Source organism: Sulfuritalea sp. (assembly GCF_031426875.1).
GTDB lineage: Bacteria > Pseudomonadota > Gammaproteobacteria > Burkholderiales > Rhodocyclaceae > Sulfuritalea.
The window spans coordinates 1-20,409 of record NZ_JASJPC010000023.1; the positions used below are offsets into that span (position 1 = coordinate 1).

15 protein-coding genes are annotated in these 20,409 nt (G+C 64.5%); 6 read left to right on the forward strand and 9 right to left on the reverse strand.

Annotated features, from left to right (window positions below; genetic code table 11):
* Positions 1-33 precede the first annotated feature (33 nt).
* The 3 genes from RMO95_RS10905 to pepN all read left to right on the forward strand — a co-directional run bounded on the left by RMO95_RS10905 (position 34) and on the right by pepN (position 7,694).
* A complete protein-coding gene (locus RMO95_RS10905) occupies positions 34-4,179 on the forward strand; it encodes a calcium-binding protein (protein ID WP_310450657.1) in 4,146 nt (1,381 codons plus the stop codon).
* Positions 4,176-4,715, forward strand: a complete 540-nt coding sequence (locus RMO95_RS10910) for a GNAT family N-acetyltransferase (RefSeq protein ID WP_310450658.1) — start codon at positions 4,176-4,178, stop codon at positions 4,713-4,715. The genes RMO95_RS10905 and RMO95_RS10910 overlap by 4 nt, the downstream gene beginning before the upstream one ends.
* A 255-nt stretch (positions 4,716-4,970) precedes the next feature.
* The gene (gene pepN, locus RMO95_RS10915; protein ID WP_310450659.1) at positions 4,971-7,694 is read left to right on the forward strand and encodes an aminopeptidase N; all 2,724 of its coding nucleotides are present in this window, start codon (positions 4,971-4,973) and stop codon (positions 7,692-7,694) included.
* 15 nt (positions 7,695-7,709) lie between these two features.
* Here the strand turns inward: pepN and RMO95_RS10920 are convergent, their stop codons facing one another.
* The 9 genes from RMO95_RS10920 to RMO95_RS10960 form a co-directional block, all read right to left on the reverse strand.
* Positions 7,710-8,111 carry a hypothetical protein gene (locus tag RMO95_RS10920; protein WP_310450660.1) on the reverse strand — a complete coding sequence of 134 codons (402 nt, stop codon included), beginning with the start codon at positions 8,109-8,111 and terminating at the stop codon, positions 7,710-7,712.
* Between the two features lie 173 nt (positions 8,112-8,284).
* Positions 8,285-9,385 carry a 4Fe-4S dicluster domain-containing protein gene (locus RMO95_RS10925; RefSeq protein WP_310450661.1) on the reverse strand — a complete coding sequence of 367 codons (1,101 nt, stop codon included), beginning with the start codon at positions 9,383-9,385 and terminating at the stop codon, positions 8,285-8,287.
* A complete protein-coding gene (locus RMO95_RS10930; protein WP_310450662.1) occupies positions 9,382-9,861 on the reverse strand; it encodes a hypothetical protein in 480 nt (159 codons plus the stop codon). The genes RMO95_RS10925 and RMO95_RS10930 overlap by 4 nt, the downstream gene beginning before the upstream one ends.
* Positions 9,858-10,607 (reverse strand): hypothetical protein, encoded by a 750-nt coding sequence (locus tag RMO95_RS10935; RefSeq protein WP_310450663.1) that lies wholly within the window; start codon positions 10,605-10,607, stop codon positions 9,858-9,860. The genes RMO95_RS10930 and RMO95_RS10935 overlap by 4 nt, the downstream gene beginning before the upstream one ends.
* A 6-nt stretch (positions 10,608-10,613) precedes the next feature.
* On the reverse strand, positions 10,614-11,057 hold the full coding sequence (locus RMO95_RS10940) for a hypothetical protein (protein ID WP_310450664.1): 444 nt from the start codon (positions 11,055-11,057) through the stop codon (positions 10,614-10,616).
* Positions 11,058-11,066: 9 nt separating this feature from the next.
* Positions 11,067-11,954 (reverse strand): molecular chaperone TorD family protein, encoded by an 888-nt coding sequence (locus RMO95_RS10945; protein WP_310450665.1) that lies wholly within the window; start codon positions 11,952-11,954, stop codon positions 11,067-11,069.
* A gap of 222 nt (positions 11,955-12,176) precedes the next feature.
* The gene (locus tag RMO95_RS10950; RefSeq protein WP_310450666.1) at positions 12,177-14,816 is read right to left on the reverse strand and encodes a molybdopterin-dependent oxidoreductase; all 2,640 of its coding nucleotides are present in this window, start codon (positions 14,814-14,816) and stop codon (positions 12,177-12,179) included.
* A 23-nt stretch (positions 14,817-14,839) separates the two neighbouring features.
* Positions 14,840-15,697, reverse strand: a complete 858-nt coding sequence (nrfD, locus tag RMO95_RS10955) for an NrfD/PsrC family molybdoenzyme membrane anchor subunit (RefSeq protein ID WP_310450667.1) — start codon at positions 15,695-15,697, stop codon at positions 14,840-14,842.
* 11 nt (positions 15,698-15,708) lie between these two features.
* Entirely contained in the window at positions 15,709-16,419 is a 711-nt protein-coding gene (locus RMO95_RS10960) for a 4Fe-4S dicluster domain-containing protein (RefSeq protein WP_310450668.1), read from the reverse strand.
* Between the two features lie 376 nt (positions 16,420-16,795).
* Here RMO95_RS10960 and RMO95_RS10965 point away from each other — a divergent pair, with 376 nt between their 5' ends.
* Genes RMO95_RS10965 through RMO95_RS10975 form a run of 3 tightly spaced genes read left to right on the forward strand, consistent with a single transcriptional unit; the run spans position 16,796 to position 20,377 of the window.
* Positions 16,796-17,599 (forward strand): PhnD/SsuA/transferrin family substrate-binding protein, encoded by an 804-nt coding sequence (locus tag RMO95_RS10965; RefSeq protein ID WP_310450669.1) that lies wholly within the window; start codon positions 16,796-16,798, stop codon positions 17,597-17,599.
* Between the two features lie 2 nt (positions 17,600-17,601).
* On the forward strand, positions 17,602-19,044 hold the full coding sequence (locus RMO95_RS10970; RefSeq protein WP_310450670.1) for a HAMP domain-containing sensor histidine kinase: 1,443 nt from the start codon (positions 17,602-17,604) through the stop codon (positions 19,042-19,044).
* A complete protein-coding gene (locus RMO95_RS10975) occupies positions 19,031-20,377 on the forward strand; it encodes a sigma-54 dependent transcriptional regulator (RefSeq protein WP_310450671.1) in 1,347 nt (448 codons plus the stop codon). The genes RMO95_RS10970 and RMO95_RS10975 overlap by 14 nt, the downstream gene beginning before the upstream one ends.
* Positions 20,378-20,409: the final 32 nt, after the last annotated feature.

A 20,409-nucleotide genomic window follows, 5' to 3' on the forward strand; every position in this document is an offset into this window, starting at 1 on the left:
CTTGCTGGATGCAGGCTACCCTGTGGTGATGTCATGTATTACGGAAGCCTCAATAAGCATTCGGGCGCCAACAGTGTTCTAGATGGCGGCAATGGGGATGATCTGATTTATGCCGACTATCTGGCGCCAGTCGAGGGGGCCGATTGGGTCGATGGGGGATCAGGGAGCGACTGGCTGGAATCGGGAGGATTTGCCGACTTCGTGGCTGGTGGGGCGGGAGACGATGTCATTTTCGGTGGAGCCGGCAATGACTACCTCCGCGGCGACGCCGGTCGAGACGCCATTTATGGGGATGACGGCAATGATGAATTGATAGGTGGTACTGAAGCAGATTATCTGGAAGGCGGTGCCGGGAATGACACGCTATTGCTGGATGGCGATATCGGAGAGATATCGACAGCGACGTCTGGGTTTTACGGAACTCGCGTAGGGGGTGCGGGGGCTGATGTTTTCAGAGTCGTAACGGGAGGGGGCGGTACTCCAGGGGTTTTCCTGTCAGAAGGAATCGTGGCTGCGTCCAACCTGATTGCCGACTTCAATGCGGGCGAGGCTGGCGAAGCCATTGATCTGAGTGATTACACTTGGATCAGAGGAATGTCGGACCTGAGTATCAGCAGCCAGACGCTCGGCGGCATACAGGTAACCACAATCTCGGCGAGTAACGGTTCCGATACGATTTATGTGAATCTCGCCGGTGTGGCTGGCGAACTGAATGCCGGCAACTTCAAGTTTGCTGCAGCGTTTGGGCTGGTTTTAGGCGGTGCCGGAAATGACCAACTTCCAGGCGATGCCGGTGGCAACACCCTAGATGGCGGCGCCGGCGCCGACGCCATGACCGGCCGCACCGGCGACGACACCTACCTCGTCGACAACGCCGGCGACACGGTAATCGAGTTGCCCGACGGCGGTTTCGATACGATCAAGTCCGGCGTCAACTACACCCTTGCGGCGAATGTCGAGAACCTCGTCCTCACGGGTACGGCCACCAACGGCACAGGCAACGACGCGGCGAACCGCATCGTCGGCAATGCCGCCAACAACGTACTCGACGGCAAGGGCGGCGTCGATGCACTGCTGGGAGGTGCGGGTGACGACACTTATGTCGTCGATAGTCAGGCCGATGCGGTGGTCGAGTACGCAGGCGAGGGTAGGGATGCCGTGCTGTCGTCGGTTTCTTACACGCTGGGCAATAACATCGAGAACCTGACACTGACCGGCACCGATTCGATCAACGCCACCGGGAATGATCTGGTCAATACGCTGACGGGCAACGCCGGCGACAACATTCTCGATGGGGCCGCAGGCGTCGACACGATGGCCGGCGGCGCGGGCGACGATACCTACTTGGTGGACAACGTCGGCGATGTTGTCATGGAGAACGTCAGCGAGGGTATCGACACGGTGTACTCGACGGTCAATTACACGCTCGGCGCCGATGTGGAGAACTTGGTGCTCGCCACCGGCGCCATCAGCGGTACCGGCAACACGCTGGACAATTGGCTTTCCGGAAACAGTGCGGCAAACTTGCTGACGGGCGGCGCCGGCAACGACATGCTCGATGGAGGTGTGGGAGCGGATACGCTGATCGGCGGTACGGGCGACGATACCTACGTGGTCGACACTGCCGGCGACGTGGTGACGGAGCTTGCGGGCGAGGGCAGCGATACGGTGGTGGCATCGGTCAGCTTCGATCTTTCCGCAAGTCCGGATCTGGAAAGTGTGGTGCTTGCCGGCACTGCAAACTTGAATGTCACTGGCAACGCCGCGGACAACCGGCTGGTCGGCAATGCCGGCGTCAATGCGCTTTCCGGCGGCGCCGGCAACGATACCCTGGACGGCGGCGCGGGTGCGGATGCGCTGGCCGGCGGTACGGGCGACGATAGCTATGTAGTCGACAACGCCGGCGACACGGTGACCGAAAACGCAGGCGAGGGTGTTGATTCCGTGCTTTCGTCCATCGGCTACACGCTGGGCGCCAACCTCGAAAACATCACGCTGACGGGGGGCGGTGCGATCAACGGCACGGGCAACAGCCTCGACAACACGCTCACCGGAAACTGGAATGCCAACGTGCTGGATGGTGAAGTCGGCAACGACACGCTGGACGGTGGTGGCGGGGCCGATACCTTGATCGGCGGCGCGGGCGATGACACTTATAAGTTCTCGGTTGGCGGCGGGACAGACACCATCGTCGACACCGGCGGTACCGATCAATTGGTTTTTGGGGCTGGCATTGTGGCGTCTGGCGTGACCGCAAGCCGCACGGGTTTCCAGGTGACGCTTACTGTTTCGGCTACCGACAGCGTTACCTTCGATGAGACGATACCGGGCCAGTATGCGGTGGAAGGCATCGTATTCGCGGGTGATACAAACACGGTTTGGCAGGCATCCGATATTCGGCAGAAGGTGAATTTCGCGCCGACGGGAATAGTTGGCGTTGGCGGCACGGCGATCCAGGGCCAAACCCTGACCGCCAGCAACACGCTGGCCGATGCCGACGGTCTGGGTACCGTCAGCTATCAGTGGCAATCCTCGACCGACGGAAGCGCTTGGGCGGCGATTGCTGGCGCCACGTCGAATACCTTCACGCTCACCCAAGCGCAAGTCGGCCAGTTGGTGCGAGTGAACGCCGGCTATACCGACGGTCATGGGACGACAGAGTCGATAGCGAGTTCTCCCACTGCTGTTGTAACAGGCTATCAAGCCGGAACGGCCAACAACGACAGCCTGATTGGTACTGCATATTCCGATACTTTGCTCGGCCTTGACGGAAACGACACACTCGATGGCGGTGCTGGCAACGACACACTGGACGGCGGCACTGGCGTGGATACCATGATCGGTGGGGTGGGAGATGACCGCTTTGTGGTCGATGACTCTGGTGATGTCGTAACCGAGAACGCCAACGCGGGAACGGACACGGTGCAGTCATCAATTGCCTACACCTTGGGCGCCAATGTCGAGAACCTTACGTTGACAGGAACTTCCGACATCAATGGCACCGGCAATTCTCTGGCCAATTCACTGACAGGCAACAGCGGGGCGAACGCGCTCAGCGGTGGAATCGGCAATGACACTTACGTTATCGACAACATCGGTGACATGGTAATCGAGAACGCTAACGCAGGTTGGGACATAGTGAAGTCTTCGATTACTTATTCGTTAGGTATCAATGTCGAGTGCCTTATGTTGACCGGAACATCGGCCATCGACGGCACAGGTAATTCGTTGGCCAATTACCTGGCTGGGAACAGCGCCGCAAATACGCTTACCGGCGGCGCTGGGAATGACCAATATATGGATATAGACGGTGCCGACGTCGTGGTCGAGAAGGTCGGCGAAGGGGCGGATTGGGTGTACTCGTCGAACAGCTACACGCTGGGCAGCAACGTCGAGAACCTGACCCTGACCGGAACTGCCGCCATCGACGGCACCGGCAATGCCCTGAACAACATCCTGATCGGTAACGGTGCCGCCACCAGGCTGACCGGCGACGCGGGCAACGATACGCTGAACGGAGGGGCTGGCGCGGACACCATGGCGGGCGGGTTCGGCGACGACATCTATTACGTCGACAACAGTGGCGACGTGGTAATCGAAAATCTCGGCGCTGGTTACGACAGGGTGTACTCTACAGTCAGTTATGCCTTGATTCCGGACGTCGAGAGGCTAGACCTAACGGGGAACTCTGCAATCAATGGTACCGGTAATGCCAGCTCAAATTGGCTACAGGGAAATAGCCAAGCCAATGTTCTGGATGGCGGTGCGAGTGCAGACCTCCTCGTTGGAGGACTTGGGAACGACACGTACCTGTTCGCGCGCGGTTATCAAGCCGACAGAATCCATGACCTTGACAAGACAGTCGGCAACACTGACCTTGTGTCATTTGCGGATGGTATTGCCGCGGACCAGCTTTGGTTCCGCCATGTCGGTAACGATCTTGAAGTCAGCATCATTGGCACTTCCGACAAGCTGACGATTCAGTACTGGTACTTCAATGCGTCCGACTATCATGTCGAGCAGTTCAAGACGTCCACCGGTAAGCTGCTCACCGATGCGCGCGTCGAGAATCTGGTCCAGGCGATGGCGGCCTTCAGTCCGCCGGCCGCAGGCCAGACTACGTTGCCGCAAAGCTACCAGGATGCGCTGGCGACGACTATTGCGGCAAACTGGCAGTGAAGCTGTTTCCCGCCACCCCGGCCGACGTGCTGGACATGATCGCGGTCGGGCGGCTCGCCCATGGGGCGAGCCGCTACAACCGTTTCCCTTATGACGAACTGAAGCTGCTGGCGGGACTGACTGCCCTGATCGCCATGCAGGAATCCCGTGGTTCGCACCTTTGCCTGCTGGCAGAAAGCGGCGATGGGCGGCTGATCGGTATGTTCATCGGATCAATGGAGGAGTATTTCTTTACGCACAGCAAGTCGGCAAATTCGGTCCTGCTCTGGGTCGATCCTGATTTTAGGGGCAGTGCGGCCGCATTGCGCCTCATCCGGGCCTTTTGCACTTGGGCGGGAAAGCGTGGAGCGGTGGAAGTCACGATTCCAATCGAATCGGGTGTGCGCATGGCAAAATCGGACCGGTTTCTGCGGCGGCTCGGGTTCGTGCAGAAGGGTGGGAACTATTCAATTCCGCTGCGCACAGCTTGTTCGCTGGAGTCCGTGAGTTCAGGCAGACCAATTGACAGCCCGGCAAGACCAAGCTGCCAATCATAAAGGCCGGCTCTATGCTGCTTCTCTGTTAGAGCCTGCCGTGGCGATACGGCGATCACCTGCAACACAGGCGAACGTGAACGTAATTGGCGGGTAGCATTAATGGACGCCATGGGTCAAGAGCAGGCCGACAGCAACTGTCTGACGCTATTGCGATTCCTTGCCGCCGAAGATGCCGCTTGACCTGGAACGCCTTTCCCGAAAATACTGCTGCCCTAAACCCATGGTTCGTCCTGACAATAGAGCACGCAAAACAATATGCGCACCGAAACTCCCCACGCCATCTACCTCAAGGACTATGCCGCGCCGGCCTGGCTGATCGACCGCGTCGACCTGCATGTCGCCATCCGCGACGGCCATGCCGAAGTGCGCAGCAAGCTGGCGTGCCGGCGCAATCCCGCCGCAGTCGATGCGGGCGCCGATCTGGTGCTCGACGGCGAGGAACTGGCGCTGCAGGAAGTTGGCGTTGGCGGTGCGGCGCTGACGCCCTCGCGCTACAGCCTGGACGATGACCGCCTGACCATCCGCGGCGTCGAGGGGGCGGCGCTGCCCGACAGCTTCACGCTGGAAACCCTGGTGCGCATCGAGCCCGACAACAACACCCAGCTCTCCGGCCTCTACCGCTCGAAGGACGGCTACTTCACGCAGTGCGAGGCACAGGGCTTTCGCCGCATCACCTTCTTTCCCGACCGGCCCGACGTGATGGCGCGCTTCACCTGCACCATCGAGGCCGACCGCGAGCGCTTCCCGCAACTGCTGTCCAACGGCAATCTGGTCGCCAGGGGCGAAGCTGCGGGCGATGCCGCCGGCGACGACAAGCGCCACTGGGCGCGCTGGGAAGATCCCTACGCCAAGCCGGCCTATCTGTTCGCCCTGGTCGCCGCCCGGCTCGACGTGCGGGAGGATCTCTTCCTCACCAAATCCGGCCGCGCGGTGCGCCTTGCGGTGTATGTCGAACCCGGCAAGCTCGACCAGTGCGGCCACGCCATCGCCGCACTGAAGAAGGCCATGGCCTGGGACGAGCGGCGCTTCGGCCTGGAGATGGATCTCGACCACTACATGATCGTCGCGGTGGGCGACTTCAACATGGGCGCGATGGAGAACAAGGGCCTCAACATCTTCAACACCAAGTACGTGCTGGCGCGCCCGGACACGGCCACCGACGGCGATTACCAGGGCATCGACCGCGTCGTCGCCCACGAATATTTCCACAACTGGACCGGCAATCGCGTCACCTGCCGCGACTGGTTCCAGCTCTCGCTGAAGGAAGGCCTCACGGTCTTTCGCGACCAGGAATTCGGCGCCGACGTGCATTCGCGCGCCGTGACCCGCATCCAGGAAGTGCGCCAGTTGCGCGTGGCCCAGTTCCCCGAGGACGCCGGCCCCATGGCGCATCCGATCCGCCCGGCCTCCTACGCCGAGATCAACAATTTCTACACCGCCACGGTCTATGAAAAAGGCGCCGAGGTGGTGCGCATGATCCACACCCTGATCGGCCGCGAGGCCTTCCGCCGCGGCATGGATCTCTACTTCCAGCGCCACGACGGCCAGGCCGTGACCTGCGAGGATTTCGTCGCCGCAATGCAGGATGCATCGCAGGTCGACCTCGGCCAGTTCCGCCGCTGGTACGCGCGCGCCGGCACGCCGCGGCTGCAGGCTTGCGGCACTTACGACGCGGCGGCCAAACGCTACACGCTGACGCTGACGCAGTCGCTGACCCCCACCGCCTACGAGCAGAAACTGCAGGAGGCCGGTCTCGCCGTCGACGACGGCCCGCTGCACATCCCGGTCGCCGTCGGCCTGGTGCTGCCCGACGGCAGCGATGCGCTGGCCGACACTACCCGTGTGCTGTCGCTGACCGAGGCCACGCAAAGCTTCGTCTTTGAGGACATTCCCGACCTGCCCGTGGCGTCGCTGCTGCGCGACTACTCGGCGCCGGTGCATCTCGACTTCGAGCAGAGCGACGCCGAACTGGCCCACCTGATGGCGCACGACTCCGATGCCTTCAACCGCTGGGAAGCCGGCCAGCGCCTCGCCACGCGCGTGCTGCTGGCCGGCATCGCCGCAGGCGGCCGCGGCACGGCATGGATACCCGAGGCCTTCGTCGCCGCCGTGGACCGCGTGCTCGACGCGGGCCTGGGTTTGGGTAAACACCAGGACGCCGCGCTCGCCGCCGAGGCCCTGGTGCTGCCTGCCGAACAGGTGCTGGCCGAGGAAGTCGCCGGCCGCGGCCAGCTCATCGACCCCGACGCCATCCACCTCGCCCGCCTCGAATTGCGCCGCCATCTCGCGGCGCGGCTGCGCGACAAGTTCGAGGCCGTGTGGCAAGCGCTGGCGCAATTGCTGGCCGAGGCCGCCTACGCCCCCGACGGCGTCCAGGTCGGCCGCCGCGCGCTGCGCAACCTGGTGCTCGGCTATCTCGCCGAAAGCCCGGAGGCCTACCTCAGGGCCGCCGTGGTGCCGCGGCTGGCGGCGCAGTGCGCCGGCGCCGGCAACATGACCGACGTGATCGCCGCGCTGGGCACCCTGGCCAACCTCGACCTGCCCGAGCGCGACGCGGCGCTGGCGACCTTCTACGACAAATGGAAGGGCGAGGCTCTGGTGGTCGACAAGTGGCTGCAGGTGCACGCCACCTCGCGCCTGCCCGGCACCGCGGCGCGCGTGCGCGAACTGATGCAGCACCCGGCTTTCGACATCAGGAATCCGAACAAGGTGTACGCGCTGCTGCGCGCCTTCTGTGCCGCCAATCCGCGCCAGTTCCATGCCGCCGACGGTTCCGGCTATCGGCTGGCGGCCGATGCGATCGTCGAGTTGCAGGCCATCAACCCGCAGGTTGCCTCGCGCATCGCCCGCGCCTTCGACCGCTGGCGCCAGTTCGACGCAGAACGGCAGGCTCATGCGCGTGCCGCGCTGGAACGCATCCAGGCCTGCGCCGATCTGGCGCGGGACGTCGCCGAGGTGGTCGGCAACGCGCTGAAGTAAGCCCGGCGAACTGCCTCAGTGGGCCAGCGGCGCCTGCTCGGCGACGGCCTGGCGGTGCCAGTCGGCGACCTCGCTGACGGCGTTTTCCAGGGCCATGCCGGCCTCGATGCGATCCATGATCTGGCGCTGCAGGATCGCGCCGAGCATGTCGACATTGGGGCTCATGACCGGCGCCAGCTCGCGCAGGAACTGCACCGTCGGCGGATCGTAGGCATAGGCCGTCAGATGCGCCTCCAGATCCTTGCTGGTGGCCAGCGCGTAGCAGAGGTCGTAGAGCAGGTGGAAGCTGCGGGTGAACACGTCGGCGTCGCCGGCGACGTTTTGCCGCACCTCCTCGGCCAGGCCCTGGCGAAAGTCGGCGAGGCTGTAGCCGATCTGGCCCTTGACCACTTCCTGCGGCGTGAATTCCCATTCCATGTGCGATTCTCCTTCGGGTTCATTGTAGGGCGGACTTGTAGGGCGGACTTCAGTCCGCCATCCACCCTTGGCCGGCTGAAGCCGGCCCTACAGCGCCAATCCACCCCTGGCCGACTGAAGTCGGCCCTACAAGACCATCAAGACCATCCGCCCGTGTCCGGCTGAACATGGCGCTAGCCGCCGTAGATCGCGGTGAAGGCATCCTGATCGTCGCTGCAGACCCGGCAGGTTTTTTCCGGGCGCGGCGAGACAAAGAAGCGGTCGCAGCGGTCGCAGCGCTGCTTGGCCAGGCTGATCAGGGTGCGCGGCGGCTGATCGGGGCTCAGATCGAATGCGGCGGCGGCATCGAGCACGCGCGGCTGGCAGACTTCGAGGCAGGCCGCGCAGCCGACGCAGCGGTCGCGCTGGAACAGCAGCGCCCAGTCGCCGGGGTTTTCGGTAATCGAAATCGCGCCGGTGGGGCAGACGCGGAAACAGGCTTCGCAGACCGTGCAGCCGGGGCTGATGGTGATGTCGAGCGCCGGCAGGGCCTCGTGGATGGCGACGCGAAAGGGCTCGCCCTCCTTGCGCCCGGCGACGATCTGCAACAGCTCGCGCTGTTCGGTCAGCGCATAGGCGCCGGCGCGGATGGCTTTGTCGGGCGCCGGCTGGGCGGCCGGCCTTTGTTCCACGGCGGCGGCGACCTCATCGACGCCGCGGCCGAACAGGCGGCGGAACAGGTGGCGGCGGGCGGAGGCGAAGCGCGGCTTTTCCGCGGCGAGCGCCGGGGCGTCTTCGACGACGTCGATCGGCAACCATTCATCCGGCGCGGCAGCGGCGCGCAACTCGGCCACGGCTTCGAGGTTCGCCGCCAGTTGCGCCGCGCCCTTGGCGCCGTGGGCGCAATCGGCGCATAGCGAGGCGCCGAGCAAGGTGGTCGGCAGGCGGCGCTTTTCCAGATAGGCCAGCAGCGAGGCATCGAGCGTGCCGAGGCAGGGCACGACGGCATCCGCCGCATGGCCCGAGGGTGCGCAGGCGATGCTGAAGCGCTCGGTCTTGATCGCCTGGCGCAGCATGTCGATGGGCTTGAAGCCGTCCGCGGCGAAGGCGCCGGTGCGGCAGGCGGAAACGCACAGCGCGCAGTTGCGGCATAGGTTGGCATCGATGGACGCACCGGTATCGGACAGCGCTATCGCCTGGTGCGGACAGGCATCCAGGCAGCGCGCGCATTCGCTGTAGCGATAGCGGAAGCGCACGCAGCGCGCGGCACGGAATTCGGGAGCGCCGACACTCATTTCTTGTCCGGCCGCAGTTCCTGCAGCGGCTTGCCTTGTTCGCAGGTGTTGGCCGGGATGACGAAGTTGACCAGGCCGCCGGCGCCGCCGGTCGCGCTGGCGGCGAGCAGCGCGAACGCAGCCGATTTCCAGGTGGCGAGGCCGCCCTTGACGGCGAGTATCGGCTTGCCCGGATGCTTGCGCGCGAGCGTCCGGGCGATGCCGAGCGCATCCTGGTCGCGGTCGGCGACCACCACTATGGTGGCGGTCGGGTCGATCTTCAGGTCGGCGCGCCAGGGCAGGGCGTTGTCCAGCACCTCGTGCTTGCGGCTGGCGGCGCCGCGGCCATCGATCACGCAGCAGGGCGGCTTGGCGGAAAGCGCGGCCACCAGTTGCGCCTTGTCATTGAGGCTGACCTGCGCCTGTGCGGCGCCGGCGAGCAGCAGGCAGAGTGCCGCGAAGAATGTCGCGAAGAGCGGCCAGGCCACTCGCTTCATGCCGACTCCGGCTGCCCATCCAGCAGGGCGTTGCAATGCGCATAGGCCGCGGCGCCCAGCGCAAGCTGGCGGCACTGGCCGTAATCGACCCATTCGGCGAGGCGCGGCGCCGTGTCCTGCAGCGGTCCGATCCACAAGGCGTCGCCGAGGTCCTCGACCAGTCCGGCGCAGAGATTGAGGTCGGTGTCGTCGCGGATATCCACGCGCACCAGGAAGCGCGTGGCGCCGAGTTCGCGCATCGCCTTCAGCCACCATCCGGCCAGGGTGCCGGTGCCGCCGCCGTCGGCGCGCAGGACCTCCCAGGCCGGTTCGCAATGCGATGGCGTGACGGTCTTGAAATCGGCATTCGATACCGTCTCGAAGGACCAGCTGACGGTCTGCCGCCCGAGCGGCGCGTAGATCCCGATGCGCTTGGCGCCGTGCGCCGCCACCAGGCGTTCGACCGCGGTGCTGTCCAGCAGCGCCGCCTCGCCGACGAAAACGCAGTCGGCCCCGGCGGCGAACAGGGTCGCGACACGCTGTTCGTCGCCCTCGGCGAGGATCACGCCGGCGCACAGGGCGGCGACGGCTTCGACCCCCGGACCGTCGCAGACGAAGTCATCGACGCCGACCTCGGCTGCGCCGTCCCACACCAGCCAGCGCCGTAGCGCCAGCGCCAACTCTTGGGCATCCGGGGTTTCGGCGAGCCCGTTGGTGGGCTCGTTGGCGGGCTCGGCAATCGGGAACTCAGCCAGGGCAGCTTGCATGGGGTTTCAGCTCGTGTATTCGAATTTCGGATAGACGAAAGGATACAGCGGGCAGTCGTCGTCCGGCGCCAGGCCGACCAGCAGGGGCCGCAGTTCCTGCAGGGCGCCGAGGATGGGCGCGACATTGACGCCGAGAAAGCGCGGGCTGTACTTGGCCAGCGCCATCTGCGCGTCGTCGATCAGCAGCAGCGCGCCTTCCTGGTTCTGGTTCTGGGTGAAATACAGCGCCAGCGTCGCATAGGCCAGGCCCTGCAGGAACTCGGCCTCCGGGTCCTTGGTGCCGAGCAGGCTGTTGCGGATCAGGCGCGACCAGCGTTCGTTGAGCCAGTCGTGCAGCGCGCCCAGGTCGTTGCTGTTCCACATCACCGCGACGTCTTTCCAGTCGAGCTGCGAAAGTACGCTGCGATCCGGCGGCGGCAGTTCCTTCGGTGTGGCGAGATCGAGAATCATTGCAAGCTCCTAGCCCGGGTCGCGCAGGTCGTTCAGTTTGCTCAGGCCGCGCATTTCTTCGAGGCGCCGCACGTTGTCGGGGGCCGACAGCGTGGTGGACAACGCGTCCGTCATGCAGCCGTTGCAGACCGGCTCGTTCGGATTGAACTCGACGCGGATGTCGTCCTTCGGCACTTCCAGGCGCGCCTGGTCCCGGTCTTCGATGCGCAGGCCCATGGCCTCGATTTCCTCTGCGGCGAACCCGCCCAGGAAACGTGCCATCTCGCGGAAGAAGGAATGCTCCGAAGTGCGTTCGATGAGGCGGCTGTAGCCGCGCACCCAGCGCCCGAGGTGCTGGGTCCAGAAGCGCTTGATTTCCTTGTCCAGGCGCCGCTGCGTCACGGCATCGCCCTGCTCCAGCGCGTTGGCGGCGCGATCCAGCAACTCGGCGACGAACATCAGCTCGACGCCGAGCTGATCGGCAAACACCTCGAAGCGGCCGGGGCGCAGCACGAAACCCAGGCGCTTGTAGGTTTGCATGGCGTCGAAGTTCGGTTGCTGCTTGTAGCGTCCGGTCAGGCGCACCGACTCGACCGCGGGGAAGCCGCCGGACGAGGCGAATTGTTGCGTGTATTCGATGGCCAGTGCTTCGATCAGCGCGTCATGCGGGGCGTCGAGGAAATCGGCGTCGAAGCGCAGACCGGCCTCGGCCAGCTCGGCCAGTGCCGCCGGAGTGCGCAGTGCCGCAATGAATTCGCTGCCCGGTTCTTCGACGAAGGCGCCGCAGAGCAGCCGATAGACCTCGGCGCGGGCACGGCAGTCGGCGATGGTTTCGGCGGGCGACGCCAGCACGGCCGTGGTTTCGCCTGCAGCGACGTCCTCTTCGTTGTCATCGAGTGCCAGTACGGTTTTCAGCATGTCAGCTCCCAGTCATGTTTGCTATTGGCGCAGCCCCGGCAATGAACGCCGTGCCGCGCCCCCCTCACCCCCAGCCCCTCTCCCACCAGGGGAGAGGGGAGCGTGGTGAGTCGCCAGCGGCGACTTTGACACTAATAAAAAGCTGGCCCGCCAGGCTTGGCGGGCCGCAATTACCCGGCCGCTGGTGGGAACTGCGGCCGGAGTTCCCTCCTCAGGGAGTGCTCAATGGCCGCCGCCTTCCTTTTGCTTGACGCTGTCCGGGCCGGCCCAGGAGGCCATTTCCGGATGCATCTTGCGGTGCAGGTCGCCGTTGTAGGCGTAGCGCATGGTTTCCTTGTAGGCCGCGTAGTGCTTGTCCCAGTCGCCTTGCGAATCGCCGTACTTGTCGTTGGGGCCGGCCTTGGTCACCTTGACCACGGTGTCGTACCAGCCCTGCGAACCGCCGATCGGATCGGCCACCACCGGGATGATGTTGTTGGGATGGACGCCCTTGTCTTCCCACCAGACGTTGTTGAGGTCCGGATCGTCCTGGCCGTGGCTGGCCTCGCTCTTCTTGTCCTTGAGCTTGAGCGTGGCCAGGCGGCCGTATTCCCAGTGGCCGAAGCCGGTCGGAATCGCCACCGTCTTCGGGTGTATGCCCTCCGTGACGTAGGCCTTGGTGACGAGGTGGCCGACGCGGCTTTCGACGCGCACCAGGTCGCCGGTCTTGACGCCGATCTTGTCCGCCGTTGCCTGGTTGATCCACATCGGGTTGCTGTGGGCGATCTCGGCCAGCCATTTCACCGCCGCCGTGCGCGACTGTTTCATCACGTTGAGCTTGAAGGTGACCATGATCAGCTCGTCGTCCTTCATCGTCTCGTGCCACGGAATGCGCTTGAAGGTCGGCATCGGGTTGAAGCCGAATTCCGCCCAATGGTCGACGCGCACGTTGATGATGCGGTTGCCGGTGGGGAAGCCGACGTAGTTCTTGCCGTTCCTCTTGACGCCGATGGCCTTGCCGTTCTTGCTGATGGTGCCGTCCTTGTCGGTGGTGGCGCCGGCCATGTCGGCCGCCGACAACTCCTTCTTGAACAGGCCGTATTCGGCCTGGATCTCGCGCCCGGTCTTGTCGGTGACCTTGCCGGATTTCGGATCGAGCTTGCCGTAGATCGGCCACACGCCGTGCTTCTTGAGGAAGTCGAGGCCTCCGGCTTCCTTGAGGCCCGGCACGTTGTCGAAGTGCTGGCGCATGTAGTCCTCGCCATCCTTGAAGTTCCAGAACTGCTTCATGCCGCGTTTGCCATCCGGATCGAGCTTCCAGATGATGTCGCGCATCATGATGCGGTTCTCGCGCGACTCGCCGAGCGACTTGTGCACCGGCTGGCGGATGCCCAGCCAGGGCCACAGCGAGTTGGGCATCGACTCCGGCTCCCAGCGCTCCAGGTAGGGGCAGTCGGGCAGGATCAGGTCGACCAGCGCCGTCTCCTCGCCCATGAAGGGACTCATCGAGACCAGGTAGGGAATCAGCTTCTCGTCCTTGAACAGCTTGCCCCATACCGCCTGGGAGCCCGGATTGGTGTAGACCGGGTTGTCCTGGTAGGTGATGTAGACATTGATCTTCTGCTTGCCGTCGGCGATCCAGAAGGGCACCAGGTGGCTGACCTTGTGGCCGGCCAGTGGGTACTCGGAGGGATGCGAAAGATAGGAAGCCTTCTTCGGCTTGCCCGGTGCCGGGCTCGGCTGCGGCCAACCCATGCCGCGCGGCAGGCAGTAGCCGCCCTTCTTCTCGACGTTGCCGGTCATGATCGGCAGCATCATGCAGGCCTTCTCGTTGTAGGAGCCGTAGAGGTGCTTGGCCGGGCCGCGGTAGGTGAATAGCGTGGCCGGCTTGGTGGTGGCGAACTCGCGCGCGACGCGCTCGATGGTCTCGACCGGCACGCCGGAAATCTTCGACGCCCACTCCGGGGTGTATTGCTTGTAATGCTCCTTGAGATCCTTGACGGATACGTTGGTCCAGGTGTCGATGAAGTCCGAATCCTGCAAGTCCTCACGCAGGATCACATGGCCCATGGCCAGGGCCACCGCGCCGTCGGTGCCGGGATGCACCGGAACCCATTCGTCGGAGAAACCGGCCGTGTTGGACAGGCGCACGTCGAAGGTGACGATCTTCATGTGGTTGTCGACGCGGCCTTCCGTCACGCGCTGCGACAGCGGATTGTGGAAGTAGGCGGCTTCGAGGATGTTGGAACCGAAATTGAGCACGTACTTGGCGTTGGCGAAGTCCGGCGTTTCGATGTCCGGTCCCCAGGTCGGCTCCATGCCGATTTTCTTCGACGATTCGCAGACCGAAGTGTGGTTCACCACCGTGGCCGAGCCCAGCGTCTGCATGAAGCGGTCGATCACACCGCCGGAGCGGTTGCGGCCGTACTTGAGCATGATGGTGTTGGGATCTTCCTTGATCGCGGCGTCGAGCTTGCCCGCGAGTTCGGTCAGGGCCTCGTCCCAGGTGATGCGCTTCCATTTGCCTTCGCCGCGGGCGCCGACGCGCTTCAGCGGGTAGAGGATGCGATCCGGGTCGTAGCTGTACCACATGCCGGCGTTGCCCTTGGCGCAGAGACGGCCGCGGGTCGAGACATGCTCCGGATTGCCTTCGAGCTTGACCACGCGGTCATTCTCGACATAGGCGATGGCGCCGTCCTGGATGTTGCAGACGTGGCAGTTGATCGGGATCGCCTTGCGCTCGGCGCCGGTGACCGGGCCGAAATCCTTGCCGCCCAGCTGGGTTTCCATGGCGTTGAGCAGACGGGGCGCGGCGGCCGCGGCAGCACCGGTGGTGGCGCTGACCTTGAGGAAGGTGCGACGCGTGACTTTTGGCATTTCCATTTTCTATATCTCCTCGGGGTCGGTCAGAACAGGGTCTGCAATTGTTGGGGCGCCATCAGCAGCACGTAGCGCAGGGCTGCGCCGCCGACCAGGATCAGCAGGGCGGAAACCATCAGCACGGCCTGGCTCTTGCCCATCGGCGCGAACAGCAGGACCGCCGGCGCAACGCTGCCGGCCAGGAAGCCGACGCCGATGAAGAGCAGGCCCATGGTGCCGGTGGTCATGATCATGAAGGTCAGCTCCGCCGCGGAGCCGCCGTAGTTGGTGGTGCCCATGACCGAAACCAGCATCACGGCTACTGCACCGGCCGACCACAGCATGTACTGGCGCAGGACTTTCTGCGCCTCCTCGTTGCCCATCGCCAGCAGCGAGCCGACCGCGGAACCCGAGGCGATCGCCATGGCGACGAACAGCACCGGAATGATCGGCGAATTCCACACCGGGCGCGACTGGTGCACCGTTAGGTCGAAGCCGGTATAGACCGGCAGACCCAGCGCCAGCAAGGCCGTAACCAGCGCCAGCAGCTTGCCCTTGGCCTCGTCGCCCTTCTGCAGCGCCATGATGTACAGCACCGAGGCGACGGCGAAGGCGACGATGTTGAGCGCTCCCCAGGCCAGCGGCGAGCTGAAGTTCAGGTAGCCGGGGTTGAGGATGTTGAGGAAGCGCAGCGGCTGCGACAGGTCGGCGATCAGCAGTACGCCGCCCAGCGCCAGCAGCGCGATCGAGCCGTAGGCGGCCTTCTCGCGCAAGGGGCGCAGCGCCGGCGTGATCCAGGAGCCGTAGGACATGAACGACAAACCGGCGAGGATGCCGATGACGAAGAAATAGACGGCGTAGCTTGCGTGCCACGACACATCGTGAAACCAGACGTAATCACCCATGATGTCCCCTCTCAGATCTTGAAGTTGCGCTTGAAGGCGGAACGCTCTTGTTCCATCACTTCAGGCTGGCGGTAGGCGTCGCGGCCGAACTCGGTCGCATTGCGATCGGCGCCGATGTAGAAGACGTGCGGCTTGGTGCCTTCTTCCGGACGCAGCACCTGGGTCGAATTGGTGGCCACCAGGTAGGAAACCTCGCTTTTTGGATCGTTGATGTCGCCGAACACGCGCGAGCGGCCGATGCAGGTCTGCACGCAGGCCGGGACCAGGTTCTGGGTCACGCGGTGGAAGCAGAAGGTGCACTTGTCGACCACGTTGGTGATCGGCGTGTAGCTGCGATGTGAAGGCAGCATGAAGCGCGCGTTGTAGGGACAGGCGGCCATGCAGCTGCGGCAGCCGATGCAGCGCTCGTAGCGCTGCAATATGAATCCGCCATCCTCGACCTTGAAGGTGGCTTCGACCGGACAGTTGCGCACGCAGGGCGCGTCGTCGCAGTGGTTGCACAGCCGCGGCAGGAACTGCTTCTTGACGGTGGGATATTTGCCCACCACCTTGTACGGCACCCAGGTTCGATTGACGCCCAGCGGCGTGTCGTATTCGGCCTTGCACGCGACCTGACAGGCCATGCAGCCGATGCAGCGACGCGTATCGACCACCATGGCAAAACGCCTCTTGCCGGTGACGCCGCGCGTCTCGATGGGGGAGACCCTCAATTCTTCACTCATCTGTCTTGCCTCCTCTGAATACAGTGATTCGGTTTTTGTTCTGGTTACGTTTGGCGCAAATCGGCGCCCGATGGACCAGCCTGCCGTTTGCTTTACGCAACATCCAGACCAGTTGGGCCGCTCGGATGCCAATCCCTTGTCGCCATTGGGGATTTGGTCGGGGCCGGCCGGCAAGGCTTTCGGGCCATGGTTACGCTGGCGTAACACTTGCCTTCGATGCTGCGCTGCAACCTGCTACGCCCGCGTAACGCTCGCTGAAATCGACAATGAAGCGCCGGTTTTCGCGCTTATCATCGCTGCAATGAGCGAGGGCGATCACCTATTGGCGGGAACACGCAGGCGGGCTTTTCTGCAGTCGGTGCTGGCGGTTGCTGCCATGCCCTTGCTACCCGTGCGCGCCGAGACCAGTGTCCTGCGCATCGGCCTGACGCCGGTCTTCCTCGACGACCAGTTGAGTTTCCTGACGCGCTGGCGGCTGTGGCTGGAGCGCCGGCTGAAGCGGCCGGTGGCCTTCGTGCAGCGCGGCAACTACCGCGAGGTGCTGGACCTGGTCCGCGGCGGCAAGATCGATTTCGCCTGGGTCTGCGGCTATCCCTATGTACGCTACCGGCATGAGCTGCGCCTGGTCGCGGTGCCGCTGTGGCGCGGGCGTCCGTATTACCAGTCCTATATCATCGTGCCGGCCGACGACGGGCATTCGAGCAGCCTGCCCGATTTGCGCGGCAAGGTATTCTCGTATTCGGACCCGGATTCGAATTCGGGCTACCTCTATCCCCAGTACCGGCTCACCACCCTGGGCGAGAATCCGACGACCTTCTTTTCCCGCAACTTCTTCACCTGGGGCCACCGCAAAGTGGTCGAAGCGGTCGGCGTCGGTCTGGCCGATGGCGGCGCCGTGGACGGCTATGTCTGGGAGACCCTGGCCGAGACCCATCCCGCGCTGACCCGCAGCACGCGCGTGATCGAGCGCTCGCCTGAATTCGGGCACCCGCCCTTCGTCGCGCGCCCGGACATGCCTGCCGTTGAACTGCAGCGCTTTCGCGCTGTCCTGGTCGACATGCCCGCCGATGCCGAAGGTGCGGAACTGCTGCACCTGTTGCGCCTCGACGGCTTCGTCGCCGGCGCGCCGGCGCTGTTCGACGGCATCGCGCGCATGGCGGCGAAAGTGCGCAGCACGTGATCGTGCTCGCCGACCTTTCGCTGCGCTGGAAAATCCCGCTGCGCGTGATGGGCGCTGTGCTCGGCACCGCACTGGCGGTCACTGCTGCGCTGGTGACGCGCGAGTACGACGAGATGCGGCAGAACCTCGATGCCCACGGCAAGAGCCTGGCGCGGGTGCTGGCCAATACGCTGGTGACGCCGGTGCTGCACGACGACATCTGGCGCGCCTACGAAATCCTGCAGTCGGCCCGCGATCCGACCGCGATTGCGCCGGAATTGCAGGCCGACGTGGTGCTGGTAACCGATGCGGATTTCAATGTCTTCGTCTCCACCCGGCCCAAGGAATTTCCGATCGGCAGCAGTCCGGCCAGTCGCGGCGGCGTCTACGGGCGTCTGCGCGCCGCGCTGGTGAAGACCAAGGCGACGGAACAGCAGGTCATCGAGCCGGCCGATTCGGTCCATTACTTCGTCATGTCACCGCTGGTGGCGGACGGCGTCGCGCTCGGCCACGTCATCCTCGGCTATTCGAAAATTTCCTTTGTGCCGCGCTTTATCGGTCTGGTGGGGCAGGCGGCATTCGTCACCCTGCTGGTGCTGGTGCTGATCCTGCCCTTCTCATGGTTCTGGGCGCGGCGCACGGGCGAACCGCTGGTGGCCCTGGCCGACGCCATGCGCCGGGTGCCGGGAGACCTGGAAGTGGCGCGCCTGGCCGATTTGCCCAAGAGCGGCGACGAGATCGGGCAACTGGGCAACGCCTTTCGCCGCATGGTCGGCGAGTTGAAGCACAAGCAGGAGCTGGAAGACCAGATGCTGGTCACCGAGCGCCTGGCCGCCGTCGGCCGCATGACGGCCGGCATCGCCCATGAAATCAACAATCCCCTGGGCGGCATGCTGACCGCGATCAAGACCTACCAGCGCCACGGCGCCGGCGACCCGCTGGCGAACCAGACCCTGTCCCTGCTGGAGCGTGGCCTCACGCAGATCCGCCATACCGTGGCCGCCTTGCTGGTCGAAACCAAGTTGCAGGACCGCCCGTTCGAACCCGCGGACATCGACGATCTGCTGATCCTGGTCGAGGCCGAGGCGCGTGCCCGTTCCGTCACCGTCGTCACGGAATCTCCGCTGCAGCGGGCGCTGCCACTGCCGGCGACGCTGCTGCGACAGATCCTGCTCAACCTGCTGCTCAATGCCATCGCCGCCGCCGACGAGGGCGGGCGCGTGCGCCTCGGCATCAACAGTGGCGACGGAATGCTGAGATTCTCGGTGTGCAATGACGGCAAGCACATTCCCGACGAGCAGATGGCCTATCTCTTCGAACCCTTCGTCAGCGGGCGCGAAAAGGGCTACGGCCTCGGTCTCTGGGTGGTTTACCAGATCGTTCAGCAATTGAACGGCGGGCTGTCGGTCGACAGCGAGCCCGGCTGCACCACCTTCAGCGCCGAAATTCCCTATGTCGAAAACTGAATCCTCGCTGCGCCTGTGCCTGATCGAGGATGACGAGATCATGGGCGAATCCCTGTGCCAGCTGTTCCGCCTGGAAGGCTTTGCCGTGGACTGGTGCCGCACGGCGGCCGCGGGCGCGGCGGCGATCGGCGCCCACCGCTACAGCCTCGTGGTGAGCGACATCCGGCTGCCGGACCGCAACGGCGGCGACCTGTTCCTCGAACTCAAGGAGACGCAGCCGTGGCTGCCGCCTTTCCTGTTCATGACCGCCTTCGGCACCATCGACCGCGCCGTGGAACTGCTCAAGGCCGGTGCCGCGGACTACGTCACCAAGCCCTTCGACGTCGACGTCCTGGTGCAGAAAGTGCGCGGTCTGGCCGAGGGCTACGGCGCGGTCCGCGACGGCGGCGACGATACGCTCGGCGTGTCGCCGGCGATGAGGCGCATCGCCGAGTCGATCCCGCGCCTGGCACGCCACGCCACCGCGCTGCTGATCACCGGCGAGTCGGGGGCCGGCAAGGAGCACGTGGCGAAGCTTTTCCATCGTCACGCGATCGGCGAGGCGGGCGAATTCGTCGCCGTCAATTGCGCCTCGATTCCCGAGTCGCTGATGGAAGCCGAACTCTTCGGTTACGAACGCGGCGCCTTCACCGGTGCGATCAAGGCCAAGCGCGGCTATTTCGAGCAGGCGCACCAGGGCACGCTGTTCCTCGACGAAATCGGCGAAATGCCGCTGTCGATGCAGGCCAAGATGTTGCGCGTGCTGCAGGACCAGCGCCTGACCCGCCTCGGCGGAGAGAAAGCCATCACCTCGGACTTCCGCCTGGTCTGCGCGACCCATCGCGATCTGCGCGCGATGGTCGACGCCGGCCAGTTCCGCGAGGATCTGTATTACCGGATTCATGTGATACAGCTGCGCATTCCGCCGCTGCGCGAACGGCCGGAAGACATCCGCTGGTTCGTGCGCCATTTCGTCGAGGAATTCAACCGCGCCCACGCCGGCGAGCAGCGCCGCCTCGATCCGCGCACCGAGCAGGCCCTGCTGCACTACGCCTGGCCCGGCAACGTGAGGGAGTTGCGCCACGCGGTGGAGCGCGCCTGCATCCTCTCCAGCGGACCGCTGCTCGGCGCCGAAGCCTTCTTTGGCGGCGGCATCGACGGCGAAGTGGCGCAGCCGCTGGAATCCGAATCCCTGAGCGAATACCTGATGGGCTGCGAACGCGACTACCTGTCGCTGATCCTGGAACGGCACGGCGGCCATATGACCCATGCCGCCGAGGCCCTGGGCATTACGCGCAAGACCCTCTGGGAGAAACTGCGCCGGCTTGGAATCAAGGCCAAGGGCGAGCCATGAAGGCCGGCCGGCGGCAGCCGGACTTGACAGTC